Raw genomic sequence first — 22,480 nt, forward strand, 5'->3', positions numbered from 1 at the left:
GGGTTCCGGGCCTTTCGCTTGCTCTTGACAACCGTCAGGAATCAGAACCAGCGGTTGAGGACGGCGGCGACGCCGTCGTCCTGGACCGACTTGGTCACCTCGTCGGCGGCGGCCTTGACCTCGTCCGGCGACGTCCCCATCGCGATCCCGCGACCGGCGTACGTCAGCATCTCGATGTCGTTGCGGCCGTCACCGATCGCGACCAGGCCGGACGGGTCCAGGTCGTACTGAGCCAGCGCGACCTTCAGCCCGGTCGACTTGTCCACACCCTCGGGGGCGATGTCGAGCCACGCGGTCCACCCGACGAAGTAGCTCACGCCGTGCAGGCCGAGGCGTTCCGCCAGGCGGACGAAGTCGGCCTCGGACTGCTCCGGGTCCCGGATGATCAACCGGGTCACGGGCTCCGGTGCGAGCTCGTCGTCGCTGACCACCCGGATCGTCGCTCCGGTGCCGAGATCGCCGTCCGGGAACGGCTTGGTGACCAGGTAGCTGCCGTCGTACTCCTCGACCGCCATCCGGGCGTTCGGGGCGTACTTGCGCACGGAGGCGATCACCGTGGTCGGATCGAACGTCCGCTCGTCCACGACCTTCCCGTCCGGGAACCGCAGCGTGCGCGCGCCGTTGCTGCAGACAACGAATCCGCCGGCCGGCAGGCCGAACCGCTCGGCCACCGGTTTCGTGGTCGACCAGGCCCGGCCGGTCGCCAGGATCACCGGCACCTGCGCGGCAGTACGCCGTACCGCGTCGACGACCGCGGGCGACAGCCCCTCGTCGTGGTCGATCAGCGTTCCATCGATGTCCAGGGCAACGGCCGTCGGCCGCGGGCCGTCCGTCATCGGCCAACCGGTTCGAGGATCTCGCGGCCGCCCAGGTACGGGCGGAGGGCGGTCGGGACCCGGACCGAGCCGTCGGCCAGTTGGTGCGTCTCCAGGATGGCGACGATCCAGCGGGTGGTGGCCAGCGTCCCGTTCAGCGTCGCGACCGGCTGGGTCTTGCCGTCGGCGTCGCGGTGCCGGATGTTCAGCCGGCGGGCCTGGAAGTCGGTGCAGTTCGACGTCGAGGTCAGCTCCCGGTACCGGCCCTGCGTCGGCACCCACGCCTCGCAGTCGAACTTCCGGTACGCCGAGATGCCGAGGTCACCCGTCGCGGTGTCGATCACCCGGTAGCACAGCTCCATCTTGTCGAGCATCTCCTTCTCCCAGCCGAGCAGCCGCTGGTGCTCGGCGGCGGCCTCGTCCAGGCTGCAGTAGGAGAACATCTCGACCTTGTCGAACTGGTGGACGCGGATGATCCCGCGGGTGTCCTTCCCGTGCGACCCAGCTTCCTTGCGGTAGCAGGACGACCAGCCGGCGTACCGGATCGGGCCTTCTCCCAGGTCGAGGATCTCGTCCATGTGGTACCCGGCCAGCGACACCTCCGAGGTGCCGACCAGGTAGAGATCCGGGTCGGCCAGCCTGTACACGTCGTCGTGTGCCGACAGGTAGCCGGTGCCACCCATCACCTCGGGCTTGACCAGCGTCGGGGTGATCATCGGGGTGAAGCCGTACTCGACCGCCTGCTGGATGGCCAGCTGCAGCATGCCGAGCTGGAGCAGCATGCCGGCGCCCTTGAGGAAGTAGAACCGCGAGCCGCTGATCTTCGCGCCGCGCTCCATGTCGATCGCGCCGAGCAGCTCGCCCAGCTCGAGGTGGTCGCGCGGCTCGAAGCCCTCGGCGGCGAAGTCCCGCGGCTTGCCGACCTCCTCGACCACGACGAAGTCGTCCTCGCCCCCGACCGGGGCCTCGTCGGAGACCAGGTTCGGCAGTGCGCGGGCGAGCTCGTCGAAGCGGTTCCCGGCCTCGTTCGCGGCGGCCTCGTTCGCCTTCACCTCGGCGGCCAGGGTCTTGGTCCGGTCCAGCAGCGCGGTGCGCTCGTCGCCCTTGGCCTGGGCGACCTGCTTACCGAGCGTCTTCTGCTCGGCCCGGAGCGACTCGAAGGCGGAGAGGGACGATCGACGCTCACTGTCGGCCACCAGGATCTGGTCGACCAGGTCCGCACTCTCACCGCGCTTGGTCAGGGCCGAGCGCACGACATCGGGGTTCTCACGGAGCAGTTTCGCGTCAATCACACGACGAGGGTATCGGGGCGTGTCACAGACGGCGAAGTCTATTCGGGATGATGTGGTGTGCTTCATCGAGAGTAGATGTGCCAGCGACTCTCGATGAAGCACTTACTGCACGCGATCATCGAGGGGGATCTGAGCGGGTCATGAACCACCATCCACCCAGTTCGGTCGGCCGTGTGCTCACGGTCGTCCTGGGTGCGCTGCCGTTCATCGTGATCACCGTGCTGGTCTTCGAACACTGGCCGCCGCTCGAGCGCTGGGACCAGTCCGTCGCGGCCCGGGCCGCGGCGTACGGCGCCACCCACGAGAGCGTGATCGACTTCTGGCAGGTCGTCGGCGCGGTGGTCCTGCCGTGGACCTCACGGACAGTAGTCGTCGTCGTGGCGGCGTACCTCTGGCAGCGTCGGGCCCGGGTGCTGACGTTCTGGCTGCTGGTGACCGCGGGCGCGGAGCTGGGCCTGGTCCAGGCGGTCAAGTACATCTTCGAGCGGCCCCGGCCGCCCCAGGCGCTGGTCGACGCCGTCGGCTGGTCGTACGTCTCGAGCCATGCGACCGCCGCATTCGTGATGGCCGGCGCGCTGGGCGTCGTGCTGCCGTCGGTCCGCGGCTGGCGGCGCCGGTTCCGCCTGCTGGTGATGCTGCCGGCGATCGCGGTGGTGTGGATCGCGTCGGCCGACCGGATCGCGCTGAACGTGCACTACCTGTCCGACGTGCTCGGCGGGTGGGCGCTCGGCCTGGCGATCCTGACCGCGACGTCGATCGGCTTCGGTCTCCGTCCCGGGCTGCGCCGGCGGCGACGCCGTACGCCGGCGGAGAGCGACGGTACGACGATCCCGCCGCGGGCGGCCGTGATCGTGAACCCGATCAAGGTCGGCGACGGGGTGGCGTTCCGGCGGAAGGTGACCCGGGCGCTGGCGGTCCGCGGGTACGACGACCCGCTGTGGCTGGAGACCCGGGTGGACGACGCCGGGAACGCGATGGCCAAGCAGGCGATCGAGAACGAGTCGGATCTGGTGCTGGTCGCCGGCGGTGACGGTACGGTCCGCGTGGTCTGCGCGGCGCTGGCATACACCGGGATCCCGGTCGGGGTGATCCCGGCCGGCACCGGCAACCTGCTGGCCCGGAACCTGCACATCCCGCTCGACCTGGACGACGCGCTGGAGCGGATCCTGGACGGCCGGGACCGGCGGATCGACCTGGTCAGCGTGCGCGGTGACGAGCTGGACACGGACCGGTTCGCGGTGATGGCCGGGCTCGGGCTGGACGCCGCGATCATCTCGGACGCGCCGCCGCACCTGAAGGCGCAGATCGGCTGGACGGCGTACCTGGTGTCGGCGGCCAAGAACATCAACCACCCGTCGGTCCGGGTGCGGCTCGCGCTGGACGACGGGGCGCCGATCGAGCGGCGGGTCCGTACGGTCGTGGTCGGCAACGTCGGCATGCTGCAGGCGAACATCCCGCTGCTGCCGGACGCGCGGCCCGACGACGGGCTGCTCGATGTCGTGGTGATCGCTCCGCGCCGGGTGACGCAGTGGCCGATCGTCGTCTGGCGGCTGATGACGCGGACGAACCGCAAGGACATGTACCTGGAGCGGTTCACCGGGCGCAAGGTCGAGATCGTCGCGGCGGTCGACGTCCAACGGCAGCTGGACGGGGACCCGATCGGTCCAGGTCGCTTCCTCACCGCGGAAATCGAGCCCGGCGCCCTCACCGCCCGAGTCCCCAAACGCCGCTAACCCGGCGTTGCGAGCCCCACCCCACCCCGCGCCCGGAGAGCGCAGTTCAGTTGGGGGGTTTTTGCTCGGATTCTTTCCGGAGGGTCTCTATGGCTTCCTCCTCTTCCGGCGACAGCTTGGCCTCGCTCGCGAACGCCCTGACCTCCTTGGCGTACGTCCTCGCATCGGCCCGGCTGTTGATCGACGTCAGCACGACCCCGTCGCCCTGGTCGTCCAGCAGCGCCATCGACCACGACAACTTCCCGCCGGTATCCCCGAACGCGTCGTACCGGACCACGGCCAGGTGCTGCAGCGTCTGGCGCAGTTCCCCGCGGGTGACCTCGATCTCCTTGCCGAGCTTGCGCAGCTCGGACCGGACCGTGCCGGGCTTGGCCTCCGGCTGCTGAGGCTCCGGCTCAGGCGCCGGACTCGGCGCAACACCGGCCGACTTGGACGTGCCGGCATGAGCCCGCAAGGCCTGAATGGCGAACACCAGGGCGAGCACCGCCACGAACAGAGCGGCAATTCCAAATGCACCGGCTAACGACGAAGACACGCACCGCAGCCTAAGGCATGGGCCTTTATGCCTGAGTATTCAGGCGACTGCGAAGAGTGCATGTTTGGACCACGCGACGTGGCATCGTCCCAGGCCACGTAGATTCTCGACGTGACTCATTTGCCTGATCAACGTCCTCAGCCGGGTGTCCACAACCTGGGATATGCACGTCTCGACACCGATCGGCTCGAGCGGACCGGCGACGCCGAGGTGGTCTACGGCGCCGGCAAGACGCCGACTCAGGTGGTCGAACTGCTGCGCACGCTGCACGCAACCCACCCCGGTCACGCCGTGCTGGCCACCCGGCTGACGGAGGAGGCTCAGGAGGCTGTCGCCGCGGCGCTGCCGTCCGCGGTGGTCGATCCGGTCGGGCGTACGGCGGTGCTCGGTGCGGCGCCCGTACTGCGTGGGACGGTCGCCGTGGTCGCGGCCGGTACGTCGGACGCCCCGGTGGCGGCCGAGGCTGCGACAACGGCCACGGTCTTCGGGGCGAACGTCGACCTGATCACCGACGTGGGTGTCGCCGGGCTGCACCGGGTGATGGGCGTGCGTGAGCGCCTCGACGCCGCGGACTGCCTGATCGTCGTGGCCGGTATGGAGGGTGCGCTGCCCAGTGTGGTCGGCGGACTCGTCGGCGTACCGCTGGTCGCCGTACCGACGTCGGTCGGGTACGGCGCTTCGTTCGGTGGGCTGGCGGCGTTGCTGGCGATGCTCAACTCGTGTGCGCCCGGAGTCTCCGTAGTGAACATCGACAACGGCTTCGGGGCCGGCGTCTTTGCCGCCCGGGTTGCCCGCCGCTCCGCTCCTCGCGAGTCCAAGGAGAACCAGTGAGAATCGCCTGGATCGACTGCTCGGCCGGGGCCTCGGGCGACATGCTGCTCGGCGCGTTCCTCGACGCCGGCGCCGACGTGACCGTGGTCAACGCGGCCGTCGCCGCTGTGGACCCTTCCCTGTCCGTGACCGTCGAGCACACCCTCCGCCACCAGATCGCCGCCACCAAAGCCAGCGTCCAGGTGAACGGAACGCCCCACCCGGAAAACTTCCCGGACGCCGACCACGGACACGGGCATGGGCACGGGCACGGGCACGGGCACGGGCATGCGCCGGCTGAGCCCGGTGCTGGGCATGGGCACGAGCACGACGGGGACGCTGGGTCGGGGGGAGGGCACGGTCATCCGCCGACCCGGGCCTGGGCTGATGTCCGGCGTCTCCTCGAGGCGGCCGATCTCACCGATGCGGTCCGGGACCGGGCCTTGGACACGTTTGCTCGCCTGGCTCGCGCGGAGGCTTCGGCTCACGGGGTCGAGCCGGATGCCGTGCATTTCCACGAGGTCGGCGCCCTGGACGCAATCGCGGACATCGTCGGCGTGGCAGCGGCCTCCGTGTCCTTGGACATCGACCGGGTCGTCGTCTCGACGATCGCACTCGGCGGCGGTACCCAGGTGCGCGGTCAGCACGGCGGCATCCCGATCCCGGGTCCGGCCGTACTGCATCTGCTCTCCGAGGCCGAAGCACCGGTCACCGGCGGCGCAGCGGCGTACGAGATGACGACGCCGACCGGAGCAGCCCTGCTTGCATCGCTCGCCGACGACTTCGGGCTGCTGCCGCCGATGCGGATCGAACAGACCGGCGTGGGCGCGGGCGGGCGGGATCCGGTCGAGGTGCCGAACATCGTGCGCGTGGTGCTGGGTGAGTCGATCGAGCAGTCGTCCACCGAACTCGTCTACGAGACCAATGTCGATGACCTGGATCCGCGGATCTGGCCGCAGGTGCTGGCCCGGCTGATGGAGGCCGGCGCGGCCGACGCGTGGCTGACCCCGATCCTGATGAAGAAGGGCCGCCCCGCGCACACCCTGTCGGTTCTGGTCGGCAGCGCGAAGGCCGAACTGGTCCGCTCGGTGATCCTGGCCGAGACCTCTGCGATCGGCCTGCGGGAGTTCGGCATCCGCAAGCACGCCGCGGACCGGGAGTTCGCCTCAGTGGACGTCGACGGGCAGCGCATCCACGTGAAGATCGCCCGGTACGGCGGTCAGGTGGTCAACGTGCAGCCGGAGTACGACGACGTGGCCGCCGCGGCCGCCGCCCTGAAGAAGCCGGTCAAAACCGTGCTGGCCAAGGCGATCGCGGCCGGGCACGACCTCTGGGGTTAGCGGGCTTCGGCCTTCTGCGGAAGGGTCTTCTGTTTGCGGCGGGGCCAGTCGTACGGCCACCACTGTGCTCCGCCGCGACGGGCCCAGACGATCAGCAGGACCAGGACCGCGAGCTCGACAGCCGGGCAGATCGTGTCGCGGAGCCGCGCGCTGAACCACTCGAGGGAGTCGGACAGGCTCGCGGCGACCTGACGTGCGTTCGGATCTCGGCCGGGGACGTACGCGATCGCGAGCATCGTCGTCCGGACCACCATCAGCCCGTCGACCTTCGACGCGGCGACCGCGGCCAGTGCGACCCAGGCGATCAGGTCGTACCAGGGCAGTGAGTACATCGCGGTGAGGATCCAGGCGATCGCGTAGATCGCGGTGTAGCGGATCGCGGCCGGCGTCGGGTCGTCCGGATGCGTCTGCGGGACCAGTGACTTCGGGAACACCTGCGTCAGCAGGATCGCGACCACGATCAGGCCGACCCACGCGAGGATCGCCAGGACCGTCCGCACCAGCCCGTTCGGCAGGAACAGGGTGAAGAAGCTCAGCAGGACCTTGTGCGGCGTACCCGTCGAGATGAACGACGTCTGCGAACGCGCCTGCTGGAACGCCTGCAGCCCGACCACGGCGTACAGACCGCCCATGGCCAGCGCACCGCCGCCGCAGAAGATCAGTGCCTTGCGTCGATCCGCTCGCAGCGACCACAGCATCGCCACACCGACCAGGCCGATGGACAGCTTGGTGCAGCCCGCGACACCGAGCAGAATGCCGGCCCAGAACACGTGCCGCCGGAACAGCACCAGCGCGATCACCGCGAACATCACCGCGATCGCGTCGTTGTGCGCGCCGGCCAGGACGGTCCACAGGATCAGCGGGTTCGCCAGGCCGAGCATGATCACGCGTCGACGGTTCGGCAGGTTGGGGCCGACGAGCTTGAGCAGCAGCAGTCCGGTGACGACCAGGCTGATCGCGACGGACAACTGCAGCATCCACACGGTCAGCTGCATCGAGTCGCCGCCGATCAGCGACGCGAGCCACTGGATCCACGTGGCGATCGGGCCGTACACACTCTTCGCGCCCTGCCAGGGCCGCTCGGTCGCCGCGATCACCGGGTCGTAGCCGAGCCGGATCGTGTCCGCCGGCGCGGTCGTGTACGGGTTGCCGCCGAGCGACATGATCCGTCCGTACGCCGCGTAGATCAGCACGTCGCCGGAGGCCATCGGCGGGACCAGCGTGATGGCCGCCGTCGTACCGATGCCCAGGGCAATCAATCGGTTGACCCGCGGAGCCCAGCCGTTCTTGAGCGCCTTGGTGGCCAGGAAGACGCCGTACCCGCCGAGCAGGATGGCGACGTAGATCATCACCGTGACGAGCCAGTCGTTCGGCTTGCTGTCGAACCAGTACGACGGCAGCCAGGCGTGCCGGTTGGTCAGGGTCAGCACGACGACGGACGGGCCGAGCAGACCGGCCGCGACGATCAGCGCCGTACAGGCGAGGTACAACGCGACTGCGCGACGCCCGTACCGGTTGCCCAACTGCCGGTCGGTGGTGGTCTCGCTGGTGCTCATTGCGACGATTTCCGCGGGAACAGGCTGCGCAACGACGGACCGCCGCCCTCCGCGGGCAGGGCACTGCGCGCGGCGAGGGCACGACGGACGTGCAGGTATTGCTTCGCGCGGTGAAGCTGGCCGCGCAGATCCGTCCCGGTCGCTCGGTGCGCGACCTCGATCGGCACCTCGATGATGCGGAAGCCCTTGCGGCCGAGGTCGATGCTCAGCGCGGTCTCGACCCCGAACCCGGCCGCCAGCGGTACGGCGGAGTCGAACGCGGCCCGGGTCAGGCAGCGCTGCCCCGACAGCGGCTGCTCCGGAGCCCAGCCGGTCGCCTCCTCGATACCGGCTCGAGCCAGCCGGACCACGAACCCGTGGCCACCGGCCTTCGACCCGTCGGGCCGCAACTGCACCGGCAGCGTGCCGATGGTCATGTCGGCCTGGCCGGTCTGCACCGGCTCGATCAGCGGCGCGGCGGCCGTCGCCGAGTCGGTCAGGTCGGCGTCGAGGAACAGCAGGTGCCGTGGCCGGGCGCCATCGCGCTCCGCGACCGCCGCCGCTCCGGTCTCCATCGCCGCCGCCTTCCCCCGGTTCCGGTCGTGCCGGACGACGACTGCCCCGGCGCGCTCGGCGGCTTGCGCCGTACCGTCCGCGGAGCCGTCGTCGACGACCACGACCAGGTCCACCCCGATGATCTTGTGCACCGCGTCCACGGTGGCCGCGATCCGCTCCGCCTCGTCCTTCGCCGGAATCACACAGGCGACGGCACGCTGATAAGGCTCGGATGGCAGATCATGACCGGACACAGCACCGCAGCCTAGTTCCTTCCGAGCCGATCGACCGCGTCAGATCCCGGCTGCTGTGGATATCTCGTTCTTTCGTACGACCATCAGGAGCGGACGCGGTCGAAGAGCAGGCAGATGGCGCCGGACTCGGTCGGCGTCGAGTCGGCCAGCCGCCACGACGACCCCGGCAGACCGTCGTCGAACAGGCGCGCTCCGCCACCGACCACCTCGGGCGCGAGCGTGATGCTCAGCTGGTCGACCTCGTCCGCGGCCAGCAGCGCCTTGATCACGCTCACGCTGGCCAGCACGATGATGTCGCCGCCGCCCTCGGCCCGCAGCTGCTTGACGACGTCGGCAGGATCGGCGTCGACGATCCGCGAGTTCTGCCACGGAGCCTCGGTCAGCGTCGAGGAGAAGACGACCTTCTCCGTCTCGGTCATCCACTTCGACACCGCCCGGTCCTGCGGCGCCGCGTTCTCGTCGTCCGCGACCGCGGGCCAGAAGCCGCCGAAGCCCTCGTAGTTCTTCCGGCCCAGCAGGATCGTGGTGGCCGGCGCGGTCACCCGGATCATGTGATCCCGCGCCGCCTCGGTGATCGCGTGCGGCACGATCCAGCTCATGTCGTAGTCCCCGCCGGCACCGTTCACCCGGCCGTCCAGCGAAAGCATGATGTTGGCGGTCACCTTGCGCGTCATCTCACTACCTCTTCCGATGTCGAGTCGTCCTGACACCGGAAATCCTGCCGCCGCGCGACCGCCGGAACATCTGCCACCTGGCCGATATCCCGCACCCCGTGGCCGATCCCGGCTTACCGAGGGATATTGTCGGACAATCAGACAGAGAGCGTGACGTCTGCCGAGAGGCGGTGGGCTGCCGTAGCGTGGTTGGCAGACCGGACTCGATGCGGCATTCGTGGAGAGGGTGGGCTCATGACCGAGGCGCAGGCAGTCGGGGCGGCGTACGGCGTCGACAGTGAAGTCGGACCACTGCGGACGGTGATGCTGCACCGGCCGGGGAACGAGCTCCGCCGGCTCACCCCGCGGAACAATGACAAGCTGCTGTTCGACGGCATCCCGTGGGTCGGCCGCGCTCAGGAGGAGCACGATGCGTTCGCCCAGGCGCTCCGGGATCGCGACGTCGAGGTGCTGTACCTCGGCGAGCTACTCACCGAGGCGCTCAGCGATCCGGCGGCCCGCGCTCAAGCGGTCAGCGGCGCGACCGAGGACCTTCGGCTCGGCGACACCCTGCGCGAGTACCTCCGGGCCTCGCTCGGCGAGCTCGATCCGGCTCAGCTCGCCGAGGCCCTGATGGCCGGCGTACGGAACGACGAAGTCCGCGTAGGTGGGCTGGTCACGTCCCTGCTGGCGCACGAGGACTTCCTGATCGACCCCCTGCCGAACCTGCTCTTCACCCGCGACTCCAGCCTCTGGATCCGGGACTCGGTCGCGGTCACCTCGCTCGCGATGCCGGCTCGCGTGCGCGAGACCCAGCTGACCGAGCTGATCTACACGTTCCATCCGCGGTTCGTCGGTGCCGACAAGGTCTACGGCCACCAGCTCGAGCACGTCGAAGGCGGTGACGTACTCGCGCTCGGCCCCGGCGTACTCGCAGTCGGGGTCGGCGAGCGGACGACGCCGGCGGGCGTGGAGCGGCTGGCCCGGCGGGTGTTCGCGAAGGACCTGGCGCACACGGTACTCGCGGTGCCGATCGCTCAGCAGCGCGCGACGATGCACCTCGACACGGTCTGCACGATGGTCGACGTGGACGCCGTACTGATGTATCCGAACATGGCCGAGGAGATGCGCGCGCTAGCCGTCACCACCGACGGCGAACAGCTGCACGTCGCGGAGCCCGAGCCGTTCCTCGTGGCCGCCGCGAAGGCCCTCGGCATCGACACACTGCGCCGGATCGACACCGGCCTGGACCCGGTCACCGCCGAACGCGAGCAGTGGGACGACGGGAACAACACCCTCGCGCTCGCGCCGCGCGTGTGCATCGCCTACGAGCGGACGATCGAGACCAATGCGCGCCTGGAGGAGTCCGGGATCGATGTCATCCGTATCTCCGGTTCCGAGCTGGGCTCCGGCCGTGGCGGACCGCGCTGCATGTCGTGCCCGGTGCTCCGCGCGCCGGTCGGGTGAGCCCAGCGACACGCGCAGTGAAATCGGGGCTTGTGGCGGGCACCCATCATGAGTACTCTTCATGGCTAGGCCCAGGCCCTGTTGCTCCCCCGTCAGCAGGACTTGGGCCGTCCACGTATCTGGTCCGGTCGCAGGCGCGCCCCCGCCTCCCGGCCTAGACCACTCTCAGTAAACCATCCAGAGGGTCCATCTCATCGCCGTGGATCTCTGCGGCCGAATGCGAAACGCCCGGGTGCCTGTGCACCCGGGCGTTCGGCTTCTCGGCGGTCAGCGGATGGTGAGCTGGCGGCTGGAGAGACCGGCCTTGGCGGCGCGTTCTTCGGTGGTGAGCGGGGCCTCGGTGGCGAGGGCCTTGTCCAGGGCCACGGCGAAGTCGGCGGCGGGCTTCTCGACGTCGGCGGCCTCGGTGTCGGCGGGGAGCTCCCAGACGGGGGCCAGGACGCCGAGGGCGCGGAAGGAGCCGATCAGGCGGCTGCCTTCGATGAGGGCGGACGAGCCGGCGGCGTGCAGGCGGGCGAGGGCGTCGAGCAAGGTGTCCTCGCTGTGCGGCAGCACCCAGCGCAGGTAACGGCGGTCGCCGATCTGCGTCCAGTACGCGCCCTCGACCGACTCCAGCCGCACGGTCGGGGCAGCAGCCGCGTTCGCGCGCTCCAGGCCCGCGGCGACCTCGCCGGTCGGGTCCTCGACATTCTCGCCGACCCAGAAGTCGAAGCCCTCGTGGACCTTCACCTCGATCGGCTTCGAGGTGTCGATCAGGTCCTGCAGCCGCGGACCTTCCTTCATCAGGTCGCCGAGCTGGATCGGGTTGCCCGGCTCGGTGTGCAGCGCGGCGGTGATCGCGTGGCCGAGGTCGCGGCTCGGGTCACCCGACGACGCGTGTGTCTGCAGGCCGATCCAGATCGACTCGTCGTCGCGGACCAGGCCCGGCATCGCCATCGGCAGCAGGGTGACCAGGTTGACCACCTTGCCCGCGGCATCCGTGCCGGCGTCGGCGGTCAGCACGATCTCCGCCGTACCCGACGGGACGATCTCGCGGAACGCGATCAGGTCACACTCCGACGGCAGGCCCTCGAACGGCCGCACCACGAAGGTGTCCGCCGCCTGCGCCCGCTCCCGGCCGTGGCACTGCTTGAACCGCTTGCCCGAGCCACACGGGCATGGTTCCCGCTGGCCGACGTTCACCAGGTCGGCCGGATCGAGCGTGACGGTCGTCGTGTTCTTCGCGCGCTGCCGCGACTTCTTTCCCATAACCCCGCAGTCTGGCAGCCGACCACGCCCGACGGCCAACCCGCCCGACGGTCAGTTCGGGATGATGGCGTGGACGGTGCGGTGCTTGGCGGCGGTGCGGACGTCCCAGGTCGAGGTGAGGATGTCGACGATCGCCAGGCCGCGGCCACCGATCGACTCGGGGTGGGTGTCGCTGATCCGTTGCGGTTCGGTGTCGCCACGGCCGTCGGTCACCTCGACGTGGATGCCGGCCTTGTCGATCCACCAGGCCGCGCGGACCTCACCCGCCGGAAGCGGCGGGGCGTACCGGATCGCGTTCGAGAGCAGCTCGGACAGGACGAGCTGAGCGTCGTCGGAGGCGGTTACAGCGACCCGGTAGCGCTTCAGGTATGCGGCCAGACGGCGCCGGGAGTCGGCTACCGCGGACACGTCGTGCGGCAGTACGACGTCCACAACGCTCACGTCGGCGGGCAAGGTCGCAGAGGACAAGCAGGGTCTCCTCGATGGTCGGTACAGCCACCATCACATCTGCCCAGCTTCCGGCCCCGGAAAACCACTGCAGTAATTCCGTTACATAGCCGTCCGTGGATCACGCGTAAACGCGGAGAAACCGAGACGAAATCGACAGAAATGAACGTTGCAATAACGGCCCGCATTCACTCCGCTACGTATCCGCACTGCGTGACACACGCCACACAAAACTCCCGTGATGTGTAACAAACTTCGTCACCTCGGGCGGCGTCCTACTCCTTCCGCGGCCGCCTAGGACTGTCGGCGGTCGCGGCGCCGGGGCGGGTAGGTGACCGTCGGAACCGGCGGCTTGACGGGTTCGGCGAGGGTCTTCAGCGTGGCCTCGGGCCGATCGGAGATGATCGCGTCGACGCCGATGTCGCGGCAGTGCCGGACGTCAGCCTCGGCGTTGACGGTCCAGACATGAACCTGGTGCCCGTGCTTGTGCGCACGATCGACGTACTCCGGGTGCGCGGTGACGATCTCCAGGCTGGGACCGGCGTACGAGACCCCGGTCGGCAGCGAACCGTCGCGAAAGCGGAGCGGTACGCGGTCCATCAACAGGACCGTTCGGAGACCCGGCGCCATCGTGCGCAGCCGGCGTAGCGACAGCCAGGAGAAGCTCATCACCCGGACCGGGGACTCCGTGCCGACCTTCGGATGCGCCCAGCCGAAGCGGTCGAGCGCCTCGATCAGGCGGCGCTCGACCAGACCGGCGTACCGGGTCGGGTGCTTGGTTTCGATCGCCAGCTCGACGGGCCGGCCGGCATCGCGGACGGTGGAGAGCAACGTGTCGAGGGTCAGCACCTTCCGCATGTCGGGACTCGGCAGCTCGGCCTCGTCGTCGAGATCCACCCACGGGGTCTTCCAGGAACCCCAGTCGAACGCCTCGAGCTCCTCGAGGCTCATTGTGGACAGCACGCCACGGCCGTTGGAGGTGCGCTCGATCCGGCGGTCGTGCACGCAGACCAGATGTCCGTCCGCGGTGAGCCGGATGTCGCACTCGAGACCGTCGGCTCCCACGTCGACCGCCCGGCGGTACGCCGCCAGCGTGTGCTCGGGACTGATCTCGCTGGCGCCACGGTGGGCCACCACTCTGGGGCGCGTCTTTCCAAGGAAGCTCTGTCCCATATGGACAACTCTGTCACCCCTTCAGGTGAGGAAGTCACCGAGGCACGCCGATTGTTGGAAAACGGTTTCTCATCACCCGGCCGAGCGAAGATGGGCGCATGGAGATGCGGGCGATCGTGCTGGACGGTCCGGGTGCGCCGGAGGACATGCGGGTACGACGAGTCGCCGTCCCCGAGCCCGTGGCCGGATGGGTCCGGATCAAGGTGGAGGCGTTCGGCCTGAACCGGTCGGAGTACCACCTGCGCGCGGGGTTCGCGACGAACGCGCGGTTCCCGGTGATCCCAGGGATCGAGGCGGCCGGGACCGTCGACGCAGCGCCGGGCGGCGAGTTCGAGCCGGGCCGGCAGGTGGTGGCGATGATGGGCGGGATGGGCCGGGAGTTCGACGGCGGGTACGCCGAGTACACCGTCGTACCGGCGTCGTCGGTCATCCCGGTGACGACGAACCTCGACTGGGCCACGCTCGGCGCGCTGCCGGAGATGCTGCAGACGGCCCACGGTTCGCTGCACACCGGCCTCGCGATCGAGCCCGGGCAGACGTTGCTGGTCCGCGGCGGTACGTCGTCCGTCGGGGTGGCAGCCGCCGTACTGGCGAAGGAGCACGGGCTGACCGTGTTCTCGACGACGCGCAATCCCCAGCGCACCGACGTGTTGCGCGAACTCGGGGTCGACTACCCGATCGTTGACGATGGCAACGTTGCGGAGAAGGTCCGGGAAATCCTGCCCGGCGGGGTGAACGCGGCCCTCGAACTCGTCGGCACAAATGTCCTGCCGGACACCCTGAAGGCGACCGCGGTGCACGGCACGGTGTGTTTCACCGGAATGCTCAGCGACAACTGGACGATCCCCGACTTCTACCCGATCGGCTATCTCCCGAACGGCGTCCGGCTGGCGGCGTACGGCGGCGAGAGCAGCGACCTCCCCGCAGGGGCCTTCCAGCAGTACGTCGACCTGGTGGCGGCCGGCAAACTCCCGATCCGCATCGATCGGGTCTTCACGATGGATCAGATCGGCGAAGCCCACCGGATCATGCAGGACGGCCAAGCCGTCGGGAAGCTGGTCGTCCGCGTCAGCTGAGCCTGTGCCGGCCCTGCCACCTGACAGGGCCGGCACAAGGGATCAGGCGGTCGCCTCCTGCAGCGCCTTGCTGCGGCCTACCGGGCGAGCCAGGCCGTAGTGGTCGCGCAGGGTCGTGCCTGTGTACTCGGTGCGGAACAGACCGCGCGCCTGGAGGATCGGGATCACCTCGTCGACGAACGTGGTCAGTCCGGACGGGAGGACCGGCGGCATGATGTTGAAGCCGTCGGCCGCGTCGGATTCGAACCAGTGCTGGATCGCGTCCGCCACCTGTTCCGGCGTACCCGTGAAGGTGCGGTGCCCGCGGCCACCGCCGAGGCGGCCGATGAGTTCGCCGACGGTCAGCTTCTCGCGCCGGGCCAGGGTCACGATGAGCGTGTAGCGGCTCTTGGCACCCTCGATCTCGTCCTCGTCGGGGAGATCCGCGGGCAACTGCTCGTCGAAGGGCAGGTCTTCCGGCTTGACCTTCAGCGTCTTCGCCAGCTGCAGCCGCGCGTAGTCCGGCCGGATCAGCGAATCCAGCTCACGCTCGAGCCGCTGCGCCTCCTCGACGGTCCCGCCGATGACCGGCACGATCCCGGGCAGGATCTTCACCGACGACGGATCACGGCCGAGCGCCGCGGCCCGCGCCTTCAGATCCCGGTAGAAGTCCTGCGCGTCCTCCAGCGTCTGCTGGGCCGTGAAGACCGCCTCGGCGTACCGCGCCGCCAGTCCCTTGCCGTCCTCCGACGACCCGGCCTGCACGATCAGCGGGTGCCCCTGCGGCGACCGCGGCAGGTTCAGCGGGCCTCGCACCTGGAAGTGCCGCCCGACATGGTCGATCGGCACCACCCGGTCGTTCACCGCCCACACGCCGTCCGCCTTGTCCGCGACCGCCGCGTCGTCCTGCCACGAGTCCCACAGCTTGTATGCCACCTCGAGGAACTCCGCGGCCCGCTCGTACCGCTCGGCGTGCGCCGGCTGATCCGCGAGATTGAAGTTCCGGGCCGCCTCCGGACCCGCCGTGGTCACGACGTTCCAGCCCGCGCGCCCACCACTCACGTGGTCCACGCTGGCGAACCGCCGGGCCAGGTTGAACGGCTCGTTGTACGTCGTCGACGCGGTGGCGATCAGCCCGATCCGCGAGGTCGCCGCCGCAATCGCGGTCAGCAGCACCGTCGGCTCGAGCGTCCCCGCCGGCCGGCGGCCGACGTCCCCGAGCAGTACCGGCGAGTCCGCGAAGAACACCGAGTCGAACTTGCCGCGCTCCGCGGTCCGGGCCAGCCCCTGGTAGTGCTCGACCGAGATGTTGGCGAACGGATCGCTCTCCGGCAACCGCCACGAGGCCTCGTGGTGCCCTGTGCTCATCAGGAACGCGTTCAGATGCAACTGCTTGCTCACAACGAAACTCCCAACGCGTCGAGAAGCCGCGACCGGACCGCGGCGAATCCTGGATCGGCCGGGCTACGGGACGCACCCAGCTCGACCACCTCTTCAGCGACCAGCCGGCCCTCGTCGAGCACGATCACCCGGTCGGCGAGCACGATCGCCTCGTCGACGTCATGCGTCACCAGCAGTACGGCGGGCTGGTGGGCGGCGCACAACTTCCGCAGCAGCACATGCATCTTCAGCCGGGTCAGCGCATCCAGCGCACCGAACGGCTCGTCCGCGAGCAGCAACTCCGGCTCGCGCACCAGCGACCGCGCCAGTGCGACCCGCTGCTGCTCACCCCCGGACAACTCGTTCGGCCAGGCCTTCTCGCGCCCGGCGAGCCCGACTTCCTCGAGACTCTCCCGGCCACGGTCGAATGCACCCGGCAGCCCGAGGACGACGTTGTCCAACACTCGTGCCCAAGGCAACAACCGCGAGTCCTGGAAGACCACGGACACATTGGCCGGTACGACGAGCTTCCCGGAGCCGGCCACATCCGAGTCCAACCCGGCCAGCGCCCGGAGCAACGTGCTCTTCCCGGATCCACTCTTCCCCAGCAGCGCCACGAACTCACCCGGTGCGATATCCAGGTCAAGCCCGTCGAGTACGGCGCGATCGTCGTACCGGCGTACCAGATCCCACACGTGGACGGTGGCGGTCATGAGCGCGGTCATGGGGCCTCCCGGCCTGGACTGAGGAGTGAAGGGAGCGAAGCGACTGGAACGACGAGGGAAGGCCGGGAACCAAGGCCCCATGACCACGCCGGCGCCGGAGGCCCGGCCAAAAGCACGGTCAGGACGCTAGTGTTCGGCGCCATGTCAGGGCCCTCCTCTGGATCAGGCGGACGGCTCCGTCGGACAGCAGGCCGAGAGCGCCGTACAGGACCAGGCCGACGATGATGATGTCGGTCTGCCCGTACGTGCGGGCCAGTTCCATCATGTAGCCGATGCCGCTGGTGGAGTTGATCTGCTCGACGACGACCAGCGACAACCACGCGCCGGTCACCGCGAACCGCAGGCCGAGCAGGAACCCGGGCAGCGCGCCCGGCAGGACCACCCGGCGGATGAAGTCCCGGCGGGACAGGCCGACGGTCTGCGCGAGTTCGACGTACCGGCTGTCGATCGTGCGGAGGCCGTTGTGGGTGTGGATGTAGATCGGCACGAACACCCCGAGCAGGATGGTGACGACCTTCATCGACTCACCGATGCCGAGCCAGAGGATCAGCAGCGGCAGCAGCGCCAGCGACGGAATCGCTCGCTTGATCTGGATCGGTCCGTCCAGGATGGCCTCGCCAAGCCGGGACAGTCCGGACAGCAGCGCGAGTACGACGCCCAGGACGATGCCGAGCGCGAGTCCGAGCAGGGCCCGCTGGGTGGAGGTCCACAGGTTCGACTGCAGGCGGCCGTCGGCAATCAGGTCACCGGCCGTCGTCACCACGGTCCACGGCGCGGACAGCACCCGCTGGTCGATCCAGCCGGTGGCCGATCCGATGCTCCAGATCACCAGCAGCAGAACGGGTCCGATCGCACCTCCGAACCTGATCGGCTTCCCGAGTCCGAGCCGGGGACGCCGGACGGCCTTGGTCCCGGTGGCCTCCCGGGTCCGCAGGCCGGGCAGCGTCGTGGCACTCATTTGGTGGCTCCCTTGATCGCGTCGGCCGCGACCGTCTGGAAGCGCAGGTCGTACAGGTCCTTGGCCTGGATCACCTTGTTGCCGGTCTCCTTGGCGACCAGTTCGATGGTCTGCTGCTGCCGCTGGATCGCGTCACTCCAGTCCGCGCTGATGTCCGGGTGACCGGCGTTGTCGACCAGCCATTGGCCGTCGGCCTCGGTGAGTCCCTGGTCCTTCACGTAGTACCCCTGGATCCACTCCTTGGGGTGCTTGTCGATCCAGTCCTGCGCGACACCCCACGCGGCGACGTACGCGCGGATCGCGGCGGCCTTGCCCGGGTCCTCCAGGGACTCGGTGACGACGTAGAGGTGTCCGGCGTCGTCGCGCAGACCGTGGTCGATCGTGCTGGCCCCGTCCTTGCCGTACTTGGCCAGGTAGCGCTTGATCTGCACGCCGCCGATCGGAGCGACGTCGACCTGCTTGGCGGCCAGCGCGTTGGAGTACACGTCGCCAGTGCTCGGCAGCTCGACCAGCTTCACGTCTTCCTTGGTCAGGCCGGCCTTCTGCAGCACCTTGAGGACGAGGGCGCCCTGCGCCTGACCGGGGCTGTAGGCGATCTTCTTGCCGCGCAGGTCACCCAGCGTCTTCACGCTCACGCCGGGCGCGATACCGAGCTTGTAGATCGGGTGCTGGAGCGCGTCCTTGCGGAACTTCGACGCGACGATCTTCACGTGCAGACCGGTCCAGGTCGCGTGGATCGGCGGGATCTCCGCGACCGAGCCGAGGTCGAGTGCGTGCGCCCGGAACGCCTCGGTGGTCTGCGGACCGCCGCTCAGGTTGGCGAACTGGACGAACTTCGACACCTTGTCGATCTGGCCGGACAGCTTCAGCGCCACCTCAGTGGCCGGGTCGCCGACGACGATCTTGGTGCCGTCCGGGACGGTGGTCGGCAGGGCGGCGTCGAGCGAGAGCTTGGCGGAGCCGCTGCCGGCGTCCGCGGCACCTCCGCAGCCCGCCACCAGGGCGACTGTCGCGAGGGCTGCGGCGATAACGGCGTACTTGGTCCTAGACATGGTGTGCTTTCGGGTCAGAGGTGGCGGTGACGTAGCGGCCGTCGTGGTAGAGCAACGGGTCGTGCTCACGTCGTTCGGTATGGGTGGCGAGGCGGGCGACGACCAAGTAGTGGTCGCCCACGGCGAAGCGGTGCTCGACCTGCGCGCGCAGGTAGCTCGGCGCCTCGTCGAGAGCCGGCTCACCGGTGTTCAGGCGGGACCAGCGGGTCGGCTCGGCGAACCGGTCGATGCCACTGGTGGCGAAGCGCCCGGCGATGGCCTGCTGGTCGGCGGACAGGAAGTTGATCACCAGGCTGTCCGCGATGCTGACGGTCGGCCAGCTGGACGCACTGGTGGCGATCGCGAACGAGACCAGCGGTGGCAGCAGGCTGACCGAGACCAGTGAGGTCGCGGTGAACCCGACCGGACCGTGCCCGGCGTCCGCGGTGATCACCACGACACCGGCGGCGTGGCGACGGAACACGGACCGGAACACGTCGGCGTCGACGGTCTGCTCCTCGTGGCGGTCCGGGACGACGGACAAGGGCGGACGATCGGACGGGTTGATCGCATGGACTGACATGTCTCTCCCTCGGGTACGGGGGCAGGGACGACCGGCGCGGTTCGCTCTGGGACAGCTCATCGCGTCCAGGGCAGCAGGAAGCACCACAGCCGGGCGGGGTGTGGGAGGCGGTGGTCAGACAGGCCTCGTACGGCGGAATTCCGCCGGGGCAACGCGATACGGCGCAGGCGTCACCGACAGGTGGCGCTCGCCGTCCGCAGCAGATCGATGACGCGACGGCGGGTGAGCAAGGTCGTCGTCATGTCAGCAATCTTCTCATCAATGTCCACTGAGTAACTAGACAATCTCGGAATCCGGACCAGGCACCCTCACATCGGCCGAACCTGATGCGTTCTACTGGCGTGATGGCTCGGGAGAAAGTCGAACTGCCGCCGTTCCAGGCGCTCGTCGACGCGCACTGGCGGGACGTGGCGCGGCTGGCGCGTGCTCTGGCCGGGCCGGTGGACGGGGACGACGTGGCCCAGCGCGCCTGGGAGAAGGCGTTCGCGGCCTACCCCGGCCTGACCTCGGCGAAGAACCTGCGCAGCTGGCTGCTGACCATCACCTCCCGGTGCGCGACCGACCTGCACCGCGCCCGCAAACCACAACGCCCGCTCGACGAAGCCCCGCCGATCGCGGTCGACGGCCCGGACGTCGCCGACTGGCCGGATCCCGACCTCTGGCAGGCGGTCAACGCACTGCCCGAACGCCAGCGCTTCGCGATCACGCTGAAATACATCGGCGACCTCGACCACCACGGCGTGGCCGCCGCATTGGACACCACGCCTGCCGCATCGCGCCGGCTCGTCAGCGACGCCCTCGCGACCTTGCGCACCAAACTCGGAGTAGACGCATGAATGACCTCGAGAGCCGGCTCGCCCGGTTCACCACCACAGACCTGAAACCACCGATCCTGCCGGATGCCGACGTGGCCTACACCCTGCACGACACCCCGATCGGCACCATGCTGCTCGCGGTCGCGAACGGCCGGGTCGTGGCCAGCTCCTTCGGCGACGAGGAGTCCATCACCAACCGGCTCGCCCGGGCCGTGTCACCGCGCGTACTGCGGCAGCCCGGCGCACTGGACGACGTACGACGGCAACTGGACGAGTACCTCGCCGGTCGACGGCACGCGTTCGACCTGGAGGTGGATCTCGCCCTGGCGACGCCGTTCCAGCGACTCGTGCTCAACGATCTGCCGCTGCACACCAGCTACGGCCGGACCACGACGTACGGCGCGGTCGCCGGGGAGATCCACAAGCCGAAGGCCGCCCGGGCCGTCGGTACGGCGCTCGGCGCGAACCCGGTCTGCGTCGTCCTGCCGTGCCACCGGGTGATCGGCTCGACCGGCGCGCTCACCGGGTACGCCGGCGGCCTGGAGGCGAAGCGATTCCTGCTGAATCTTGAAGCAAAAAGCTGAGTTTTCCCGGCACCTGGGGAATTGATTTACACTCGCAGAACAAAGGAGCAGATCCCCAATGTGGAGTGGGGATCTGCTTCTTGTTTTCCCCTTGCCTGCAAGGGATACGGGGAAGTGAAATGGTTCCGGAAAAGAATTCAGGTCAAGAAACTGACACGTCAGTCAGTGGCCGGCTGGTGGATCTCCAGGATGAGCCGGCGACGCCCGCCCCACTCCCGCTTGTAGACCTTGTAGTCCTCGATCCCCGCGGCCGTACAGAGCCGGCCGTAGCTGATCTCGTCGTGGATGAAGTGCACGCTGCTGGTGCCGAAGTGCTCGGTGGTGACGATCCGGTGCTCCGGGCCCTGCCGCATCCCGTTGGCGATCTCGGCCGCCGTCGCCGGACCCCAGGCCGGGCCCTCGATGATCGCCACGCCACCCGGTTTCAGCACCCGGGAGATCTCGCAGATCGTGGAGATCTGCTCGTCCTCGGCGAACAGTTCGTGGAACGCGGTCCACAGGCAGATCACCGCGTCGAAGGAGTCCCACTTGTACGGCAGGTCGGTCATCGAGCCGATCGCCCAGTCGATCGACAACTCCTCCTTGGCCGCCATCGCCTGACCGGCCTCGACCAGGTTCGGCGAGATGTCCAGCGCGCGGACGACCTTGCCGGCCTTCCGCAGCGGCAGCGCGATCCGGCCGTAGCCGCAGCACAGGTCGAGCACCGACTCACGCCCGGCCAGCAACTCCTCGACGGCCTTGACGACCGCCGCGTCCCGCTCGGGCGTCGTACGCGCGGCCAACCCGTCCGCGCCGAGTTCCGCGTACTCGGCCCGGCTGCGCAGTGCGGAATTCAGCATGGCCCAAAGTATCCCGGTTACTCCGGGTCAGTGACCAGCGCTCTCCCCATCCGGAAGAACCCGAGCACATCGGCCAGTTCGGCCATCGAGCGCGCGGCACCGAACGAGGCGTTCCAGAACTCACCGGTGCGCGGTGTCCAGGGGCCGACGTACGCGTAGGGCTCGGGGATGGCGTCATCACCCGGCGAGATCCCGTAGTTGACCTCGCCGAGGCTGATGCCGATGTCGAAATGCTCGGGCCAGAGGATGGGTTCCTCGTCCGGCGCCAGGGACCGGAGCGCGGCCTCACCGCGGGCGAAGGCATCCACCAGCACCCGGGCGGCCACCGGGTCGATCTCGATCCGCTCATCCGGATCGATCGCCGGACCACCGGCGTACACGTCGTCGAGCCGCCTGGCCTCCACACCGGCCGCGGCAGCCAGCTCGGCATGACTACCGGCCAACGGGAACGACCCGGCCGGTGCGACGAGCACGTCACCCTCGACCCGGAGATCCGGCTCGACGACAGTCCCGAACCCACCGGGCAGCACACGCAGCTTGATCTCCCCGGACTCCCGGTACTGCGGTCCGGCCAGCACCAACTCGGCGACACCGTGCAGGGACCGCCGGGTTACGGCGAGCGAACGTTCATCCATGGGTGCAGTCTCCTCCTG

23 protein-coding genes are annotated in these 22,480 nt (G+C 69.1%); 7 read left to right on the forward strand and 16 right to left on the reverse strand.

Going from position 1 to position 22,480, the window contains the following annotated elements:
* Positions 1 to 41 precede the first annotated feature (41 nt).
* Entirely contained in the window at positions 42 to 836 is a 795-nt protein-coding gene (locus ACZ3HV_RS05275; RefSeq protein WP_360380202.1) for an HAD family hydrolase, read from the reverse strand.
* Positions 833 to 2,107 (reverse strand): serine--tRNA ligase, encoded by a 1,275-nt coding sequence (serS, locus tag ACZ3HV_RS05280; protein WP_465681126.1) that lies wholly within the window; start codon positions 2,105 to 2,107, stop codon positions 833 to 835. Before serS ends, ACZ3HV_RS05275 begins: the two co-directional genes overlap by 4 nt.
* A 173-nt stretch (positions 2,108 to 2,280) precedes the next feature.
* On the opposite strand from serS, the gene ACZ3HV_RS05285 reads away from it, so the two are divergent.
* Positions 2,281 to 3,840 carry a bifunctional phosphatase PAP2/diacylglycerol kinase family protein gene (locus ACZ3HV_RS05285; RefSeq protein WP_465681128.1) on the forward strand — a complete coding sequence of 520 codons (1,560 nt, stop codon included), beginning with the start codon at positions 2,281 to 2,283 and terminating at the stop codon, positions 3,838 to 3,840.
* A gap of 46 nt (positions 3,841 to 3,886) precedes the next feature.
* On the opposite strand, the gene ACZ3HV_RS05290 is transcribed toward ACZ3HV_RS05285, so the two are convergent.
* Positions 3,887 to 4,375 (reverse strand): DUF4446 family protein, encoded by a 489-nt coding sequence (locus tag ACZ3HV_RS05290; RefSeq protein ID WP_465681130.1) that lies wholly within the window; start codon positions 4,373 to 4,375, stop codon positions 3,887 to 3,889.
* A 111-nt stretch (positions 4,376 to 4,486) separates the two neighbouring features.
* Here ACZ3HV_RS05290 and larB point away from each other — a divergent pair, with 111 nt between their 5' ends.
* Both larB and larC read left to right on the forward strand, forming a co-directional pair.
* Positions 4,487 to 5,206: a nickel pincer cofactor biosynthesis protein LarB gene (gene larB / locus ACZ3HV_RS05295; protein WP_465681132.1), complete on the forward strand. Its 720-nt coding sequence runs from the start codon at positions 4,487 to 4,489 to the stop codon at positions 5,204 to 5,206.
* The gene (larC, locus tag ACZ3HV_RS05300; protein ID WP_465681134.1) at positions 5,203 to 6,525 is read left to right on the forward strand and encodes a nickel pincer cofactor biosynthesis protein LarC; all 1,323 of its coding nucleotides are present in this window, start codon (positions 5,203 to 5,205) and stop codon (positions 6,523 to 6,525) included. Before larB ends, larC begins: the two co-directional genes overlap by 4 nt.
* Here larC and ACZ3HV_RS05305 read toward each other — a convergent pair.
* The 3 genes from ACZ3HV_RS05305 to ACZ3HV_RS05315 form a co-directional block, all read right to left on the reverse strand.
* Positions 6,522 to 8,081 (reverse strand): MptA/MptB family glycosyltransferase, encoded by a 1,560-nt coding sequence (locus tag ACZ3HV_RS05305; RefSeq protein ID WP_465681136.1) that lies wholly within the window; start codon positions 8,079 to 8,081, stop codon positions 6,522 to 6,524. The genes larC and ACZ3HV_RS05305 overlap by 4 nt on opposite strands.
* A complete protein-coding gene (locus ACZ3HV_RS05310) occupies positions 8,078 to 8,869 on the reverse strand; it encodes a glycosyltransferase family 2 protein (protein ID WP_465681138.1) in 792 nt (263 codons plus the stop codon). The genes ACZ3HV_RS05305 and ACZ3HV_RS05310 overlap by 4 nt, the downstream gene beginning before the upstream one ends.
* 83 nt (positions 8,870 to 8,952) lie before the next feature.
* Complete coding sequence (locus ACZ3HV_RS05315; protein ID WP_465681140.1) at positions 8,953 to 9,543, reverse strand: dihydrofolate reductase family protein; 591 nt, start codon at positions 9,541 to 9,543, stop codon at positions 8,953 to 8,955.
* 234 nt (positions 9,544 to 9,777) lie between these two features.
* Here ACZ3HV_RS05315 and ACZ3HV_RS05320 point away from each other — a divergent pair, with 234 nt between their 5' ends.
* Complete coding sequence (locus ACZ3HV_RS05320) at positions 9,778 to 10,989, forward strand: arginine deiminase (RefSeq protein ID WP_465681142.1); 1,212 nt, start codon at positions 9,778 to 9,780, stop codon at positions 10,987 to 10,989.
* A 267-nt stretch (positions 10,990 to 11,256) separates the two neighbouring features.
* Here ACZ3HV_RS05320 and ACZ3HV_RS05325 read toward each other — a convergent pair whose 3' ends face one another.
* The 3 genes from ACZ3HV_RS05325 to ACZ3HV_RS05335 form a co-directional block, all read right to left on the reverse strand.
* Positions 11,257 to 12,237 (reverse strand): DUF5926 family protein, encoded by a 981-nt coding sequence (locus tag ACZ3HV_RS05325; protein ID WP_465681143.1) that lies wholly within the window; start codon positions 12,235 to 12,237, stop codon positions 11,257 to 11,259.
* 51 nt (positions 12,238 to 12,288) lie between these two features.
* Positions 12,289 to 12,705 (reverse strand): ATP-binding protein, encoded by a 417-nt coding sequence (locus ACZ3HV_RS05330; RefSeq protein WP_465681145.1) that lies wholly within the window; start codon positions 12,703 to 12,705, stop codon positions 12,289 to 12,291.
* Positions 12,706 to 12,978: 273 nt separating this feature from the next.
* A complete protein-coding gene (locus ACZ3HV_RS05335) occupies positions 12,979 to 13,857 on the reverse strand; it encodes a glycerophosphodiester phosphodiesterase (RefSeq protein WP_465681147.1) in 879 nt (292 codons plus the stop codon).
* A 98-nt stretch (positions 13,858 to 13,955) separates the two neighbouring features.
* Here ACZ3HV_RS05335 and ACZ3HV_RS05340 point away from each other — a divergent pair, with 98 nt between their 5' ends.
* Positions 13,956 to 14,933, forward strand: coding sequence for a zinc-binding alcohol dehydrogenase family protein (locus tag ACZ3HV_RS05340; RefSeq protein ID WP_465681148.1), 978 nt, complete (start codon positions 13,956 to 13,958; stop codon positions 14,931 to 14,933).
* A 42-nt stretch (positions 14,934 to 14,975) separates the two neighbouring features.
* On the opposite strand, the gene ACZ3HV_RS05345 is transcribed toward ACZ3HV_RS05340, so the two are convergent.
* The 5 genes from ACZ3HV_RS05345 to ACZ3HV_RS05365 form a co-directional block, all read right to left on the reverse strand.
* The gene (locus ACZ3HV_RS05345; RefSeq protein ID WP_465681149.1) at positions 14,976 to 16,313 is read right to left on the reverse strand and encodes an LLM class flavin-dependent oxidoreductase; all 1,338 of its coding nucleotides are present in this window, start codon (positions 16,311 to 16,313) and stop codon (positions 14,976 to 14,978) included.
* Positions 16,310 to 17,017, reverse strand: coding sequence for an ABC transporter ATP-binding protein (locus tag ACZ3HV_RS05350; protein WP_465681151.1), 708 nt, complete (start codon positions 17,015 to 17,017; stop codon positions 16,310 to 16,312). Before ACZ3HV_RS05350 ends, ACZ3HV_RS05345 begins: the two co-directional genes overlap by 4 nt.
* A gap of 118 nt (positions 17,018 to 17,135) precedes the next feature.
* Entirely contained in the window at positions 17,136 to 17,975 is an 840-nt protein-coding gene (locus tag ACZ3HV_RS05355; RefSeq protein ID WP_360368762.1) for an ABC transporter permease, read from the reverse strand.
* Positions 17,972 to 19,027 carry an ABC transporter substrate-binding protein gene (locus ACZ3HV_RS05360; protein WP_465681153.1) on the reverse strand — a complete coding sequence of 352 codons (1,056 nt, stop codon included), beginning with the start codon at positions 19,025 to 19,027 and terminating at the stop codon, positions 17,972 to 17,974. Before ACZ3HV_RS05360 ends, ACZ3HV_RS05355 begins: the two co-directional genes overlap by 4 nt.
* Positions 19,020 to 19,589 (reverse strand): flavin reductase family protein, encoded by a 570-nt coding sequence (locus ACZ3HV_RS05365; protein WP_465681155.1) that lies wholly within the window; start codon positions 19,587 to 19,589, stop codon positions 19,020 to 19,022. The genes ACZ3HV_RS05360 and ACZ3HV_RS05365 overlap by 8 nt, the downstream gene beginning before the upstream one ends.
* A 344-nt stretch (positions 19,590 to 19,933) precedes the next feature.
* Here ACZ3HV_RS05365 and ACZ3HV_RS05370 point away from each other — a divergent pair, with 344 nt between their 5' ends.
* The gene (locus tag ACZ3HV_RS05370; RefSeq protein ID WP_360368756.1) at positions 19,934 to 20,425 is read left to right on the forward strand and encodes an RNA polymerase sigma factor; all 492 of its coding nucleotides are present in this window, start codon (positions 19,934 to 19,936) and stop codon (positions 20,423 to 20,425) included.
* Entirely contained in the window at positions 20,422 to 20,988 is a 567-nt protein-coding gene (locus tag ACZ3HV_RS05375) for a methylated-DNA--[protein]-cysteine S-methyltransferase (RefSeq protein ID WP_465681157.1), read from the forward strand. Before ACZ3HV_RS05370 ends, ACZ3HV_RS05375 begins: the two co-directional genes overlap by 4 nt.
* 158 nt (positions 20,989 to 21,146) lie before the next feature.
* Here ACZ3HV_RS05375 and ACZ3HV_RS05380 read toward each other — a convergent pair whose 3' ends face one another.
* Positions 21,147 to 21,827, reverse strand: coding sequence for a class I SAM-dependent methyltransferase (locus tag ACZ3HV_RS05380; RefSeq protein WP_465681160.1), 681 nt, complete (start codon positions 21,825 to 21,827; stop codon positions 21,147 to 21,149).
* 17 nt (positions 21,828 to 21,844) lie between these two features.
* Positions 21,845 to 22,462 carry a hypothetical protein gene (locus ACZ3HV_RS05385; protein ID WP_465681162.1) on the reverse strand — a complete coding sequence of 206 codons (618 nt, stop codon included), beginning with the start codon at positions 22,460 to 22,462 and terminating at the stop codon, positions 21,845 to 21,847.
* Positions 22,463 to 22,480: the final 18 nt, after the last annotated feature.

Source organism: Kribbella sp. NPDC020701, from assembly GCF_055562215.1.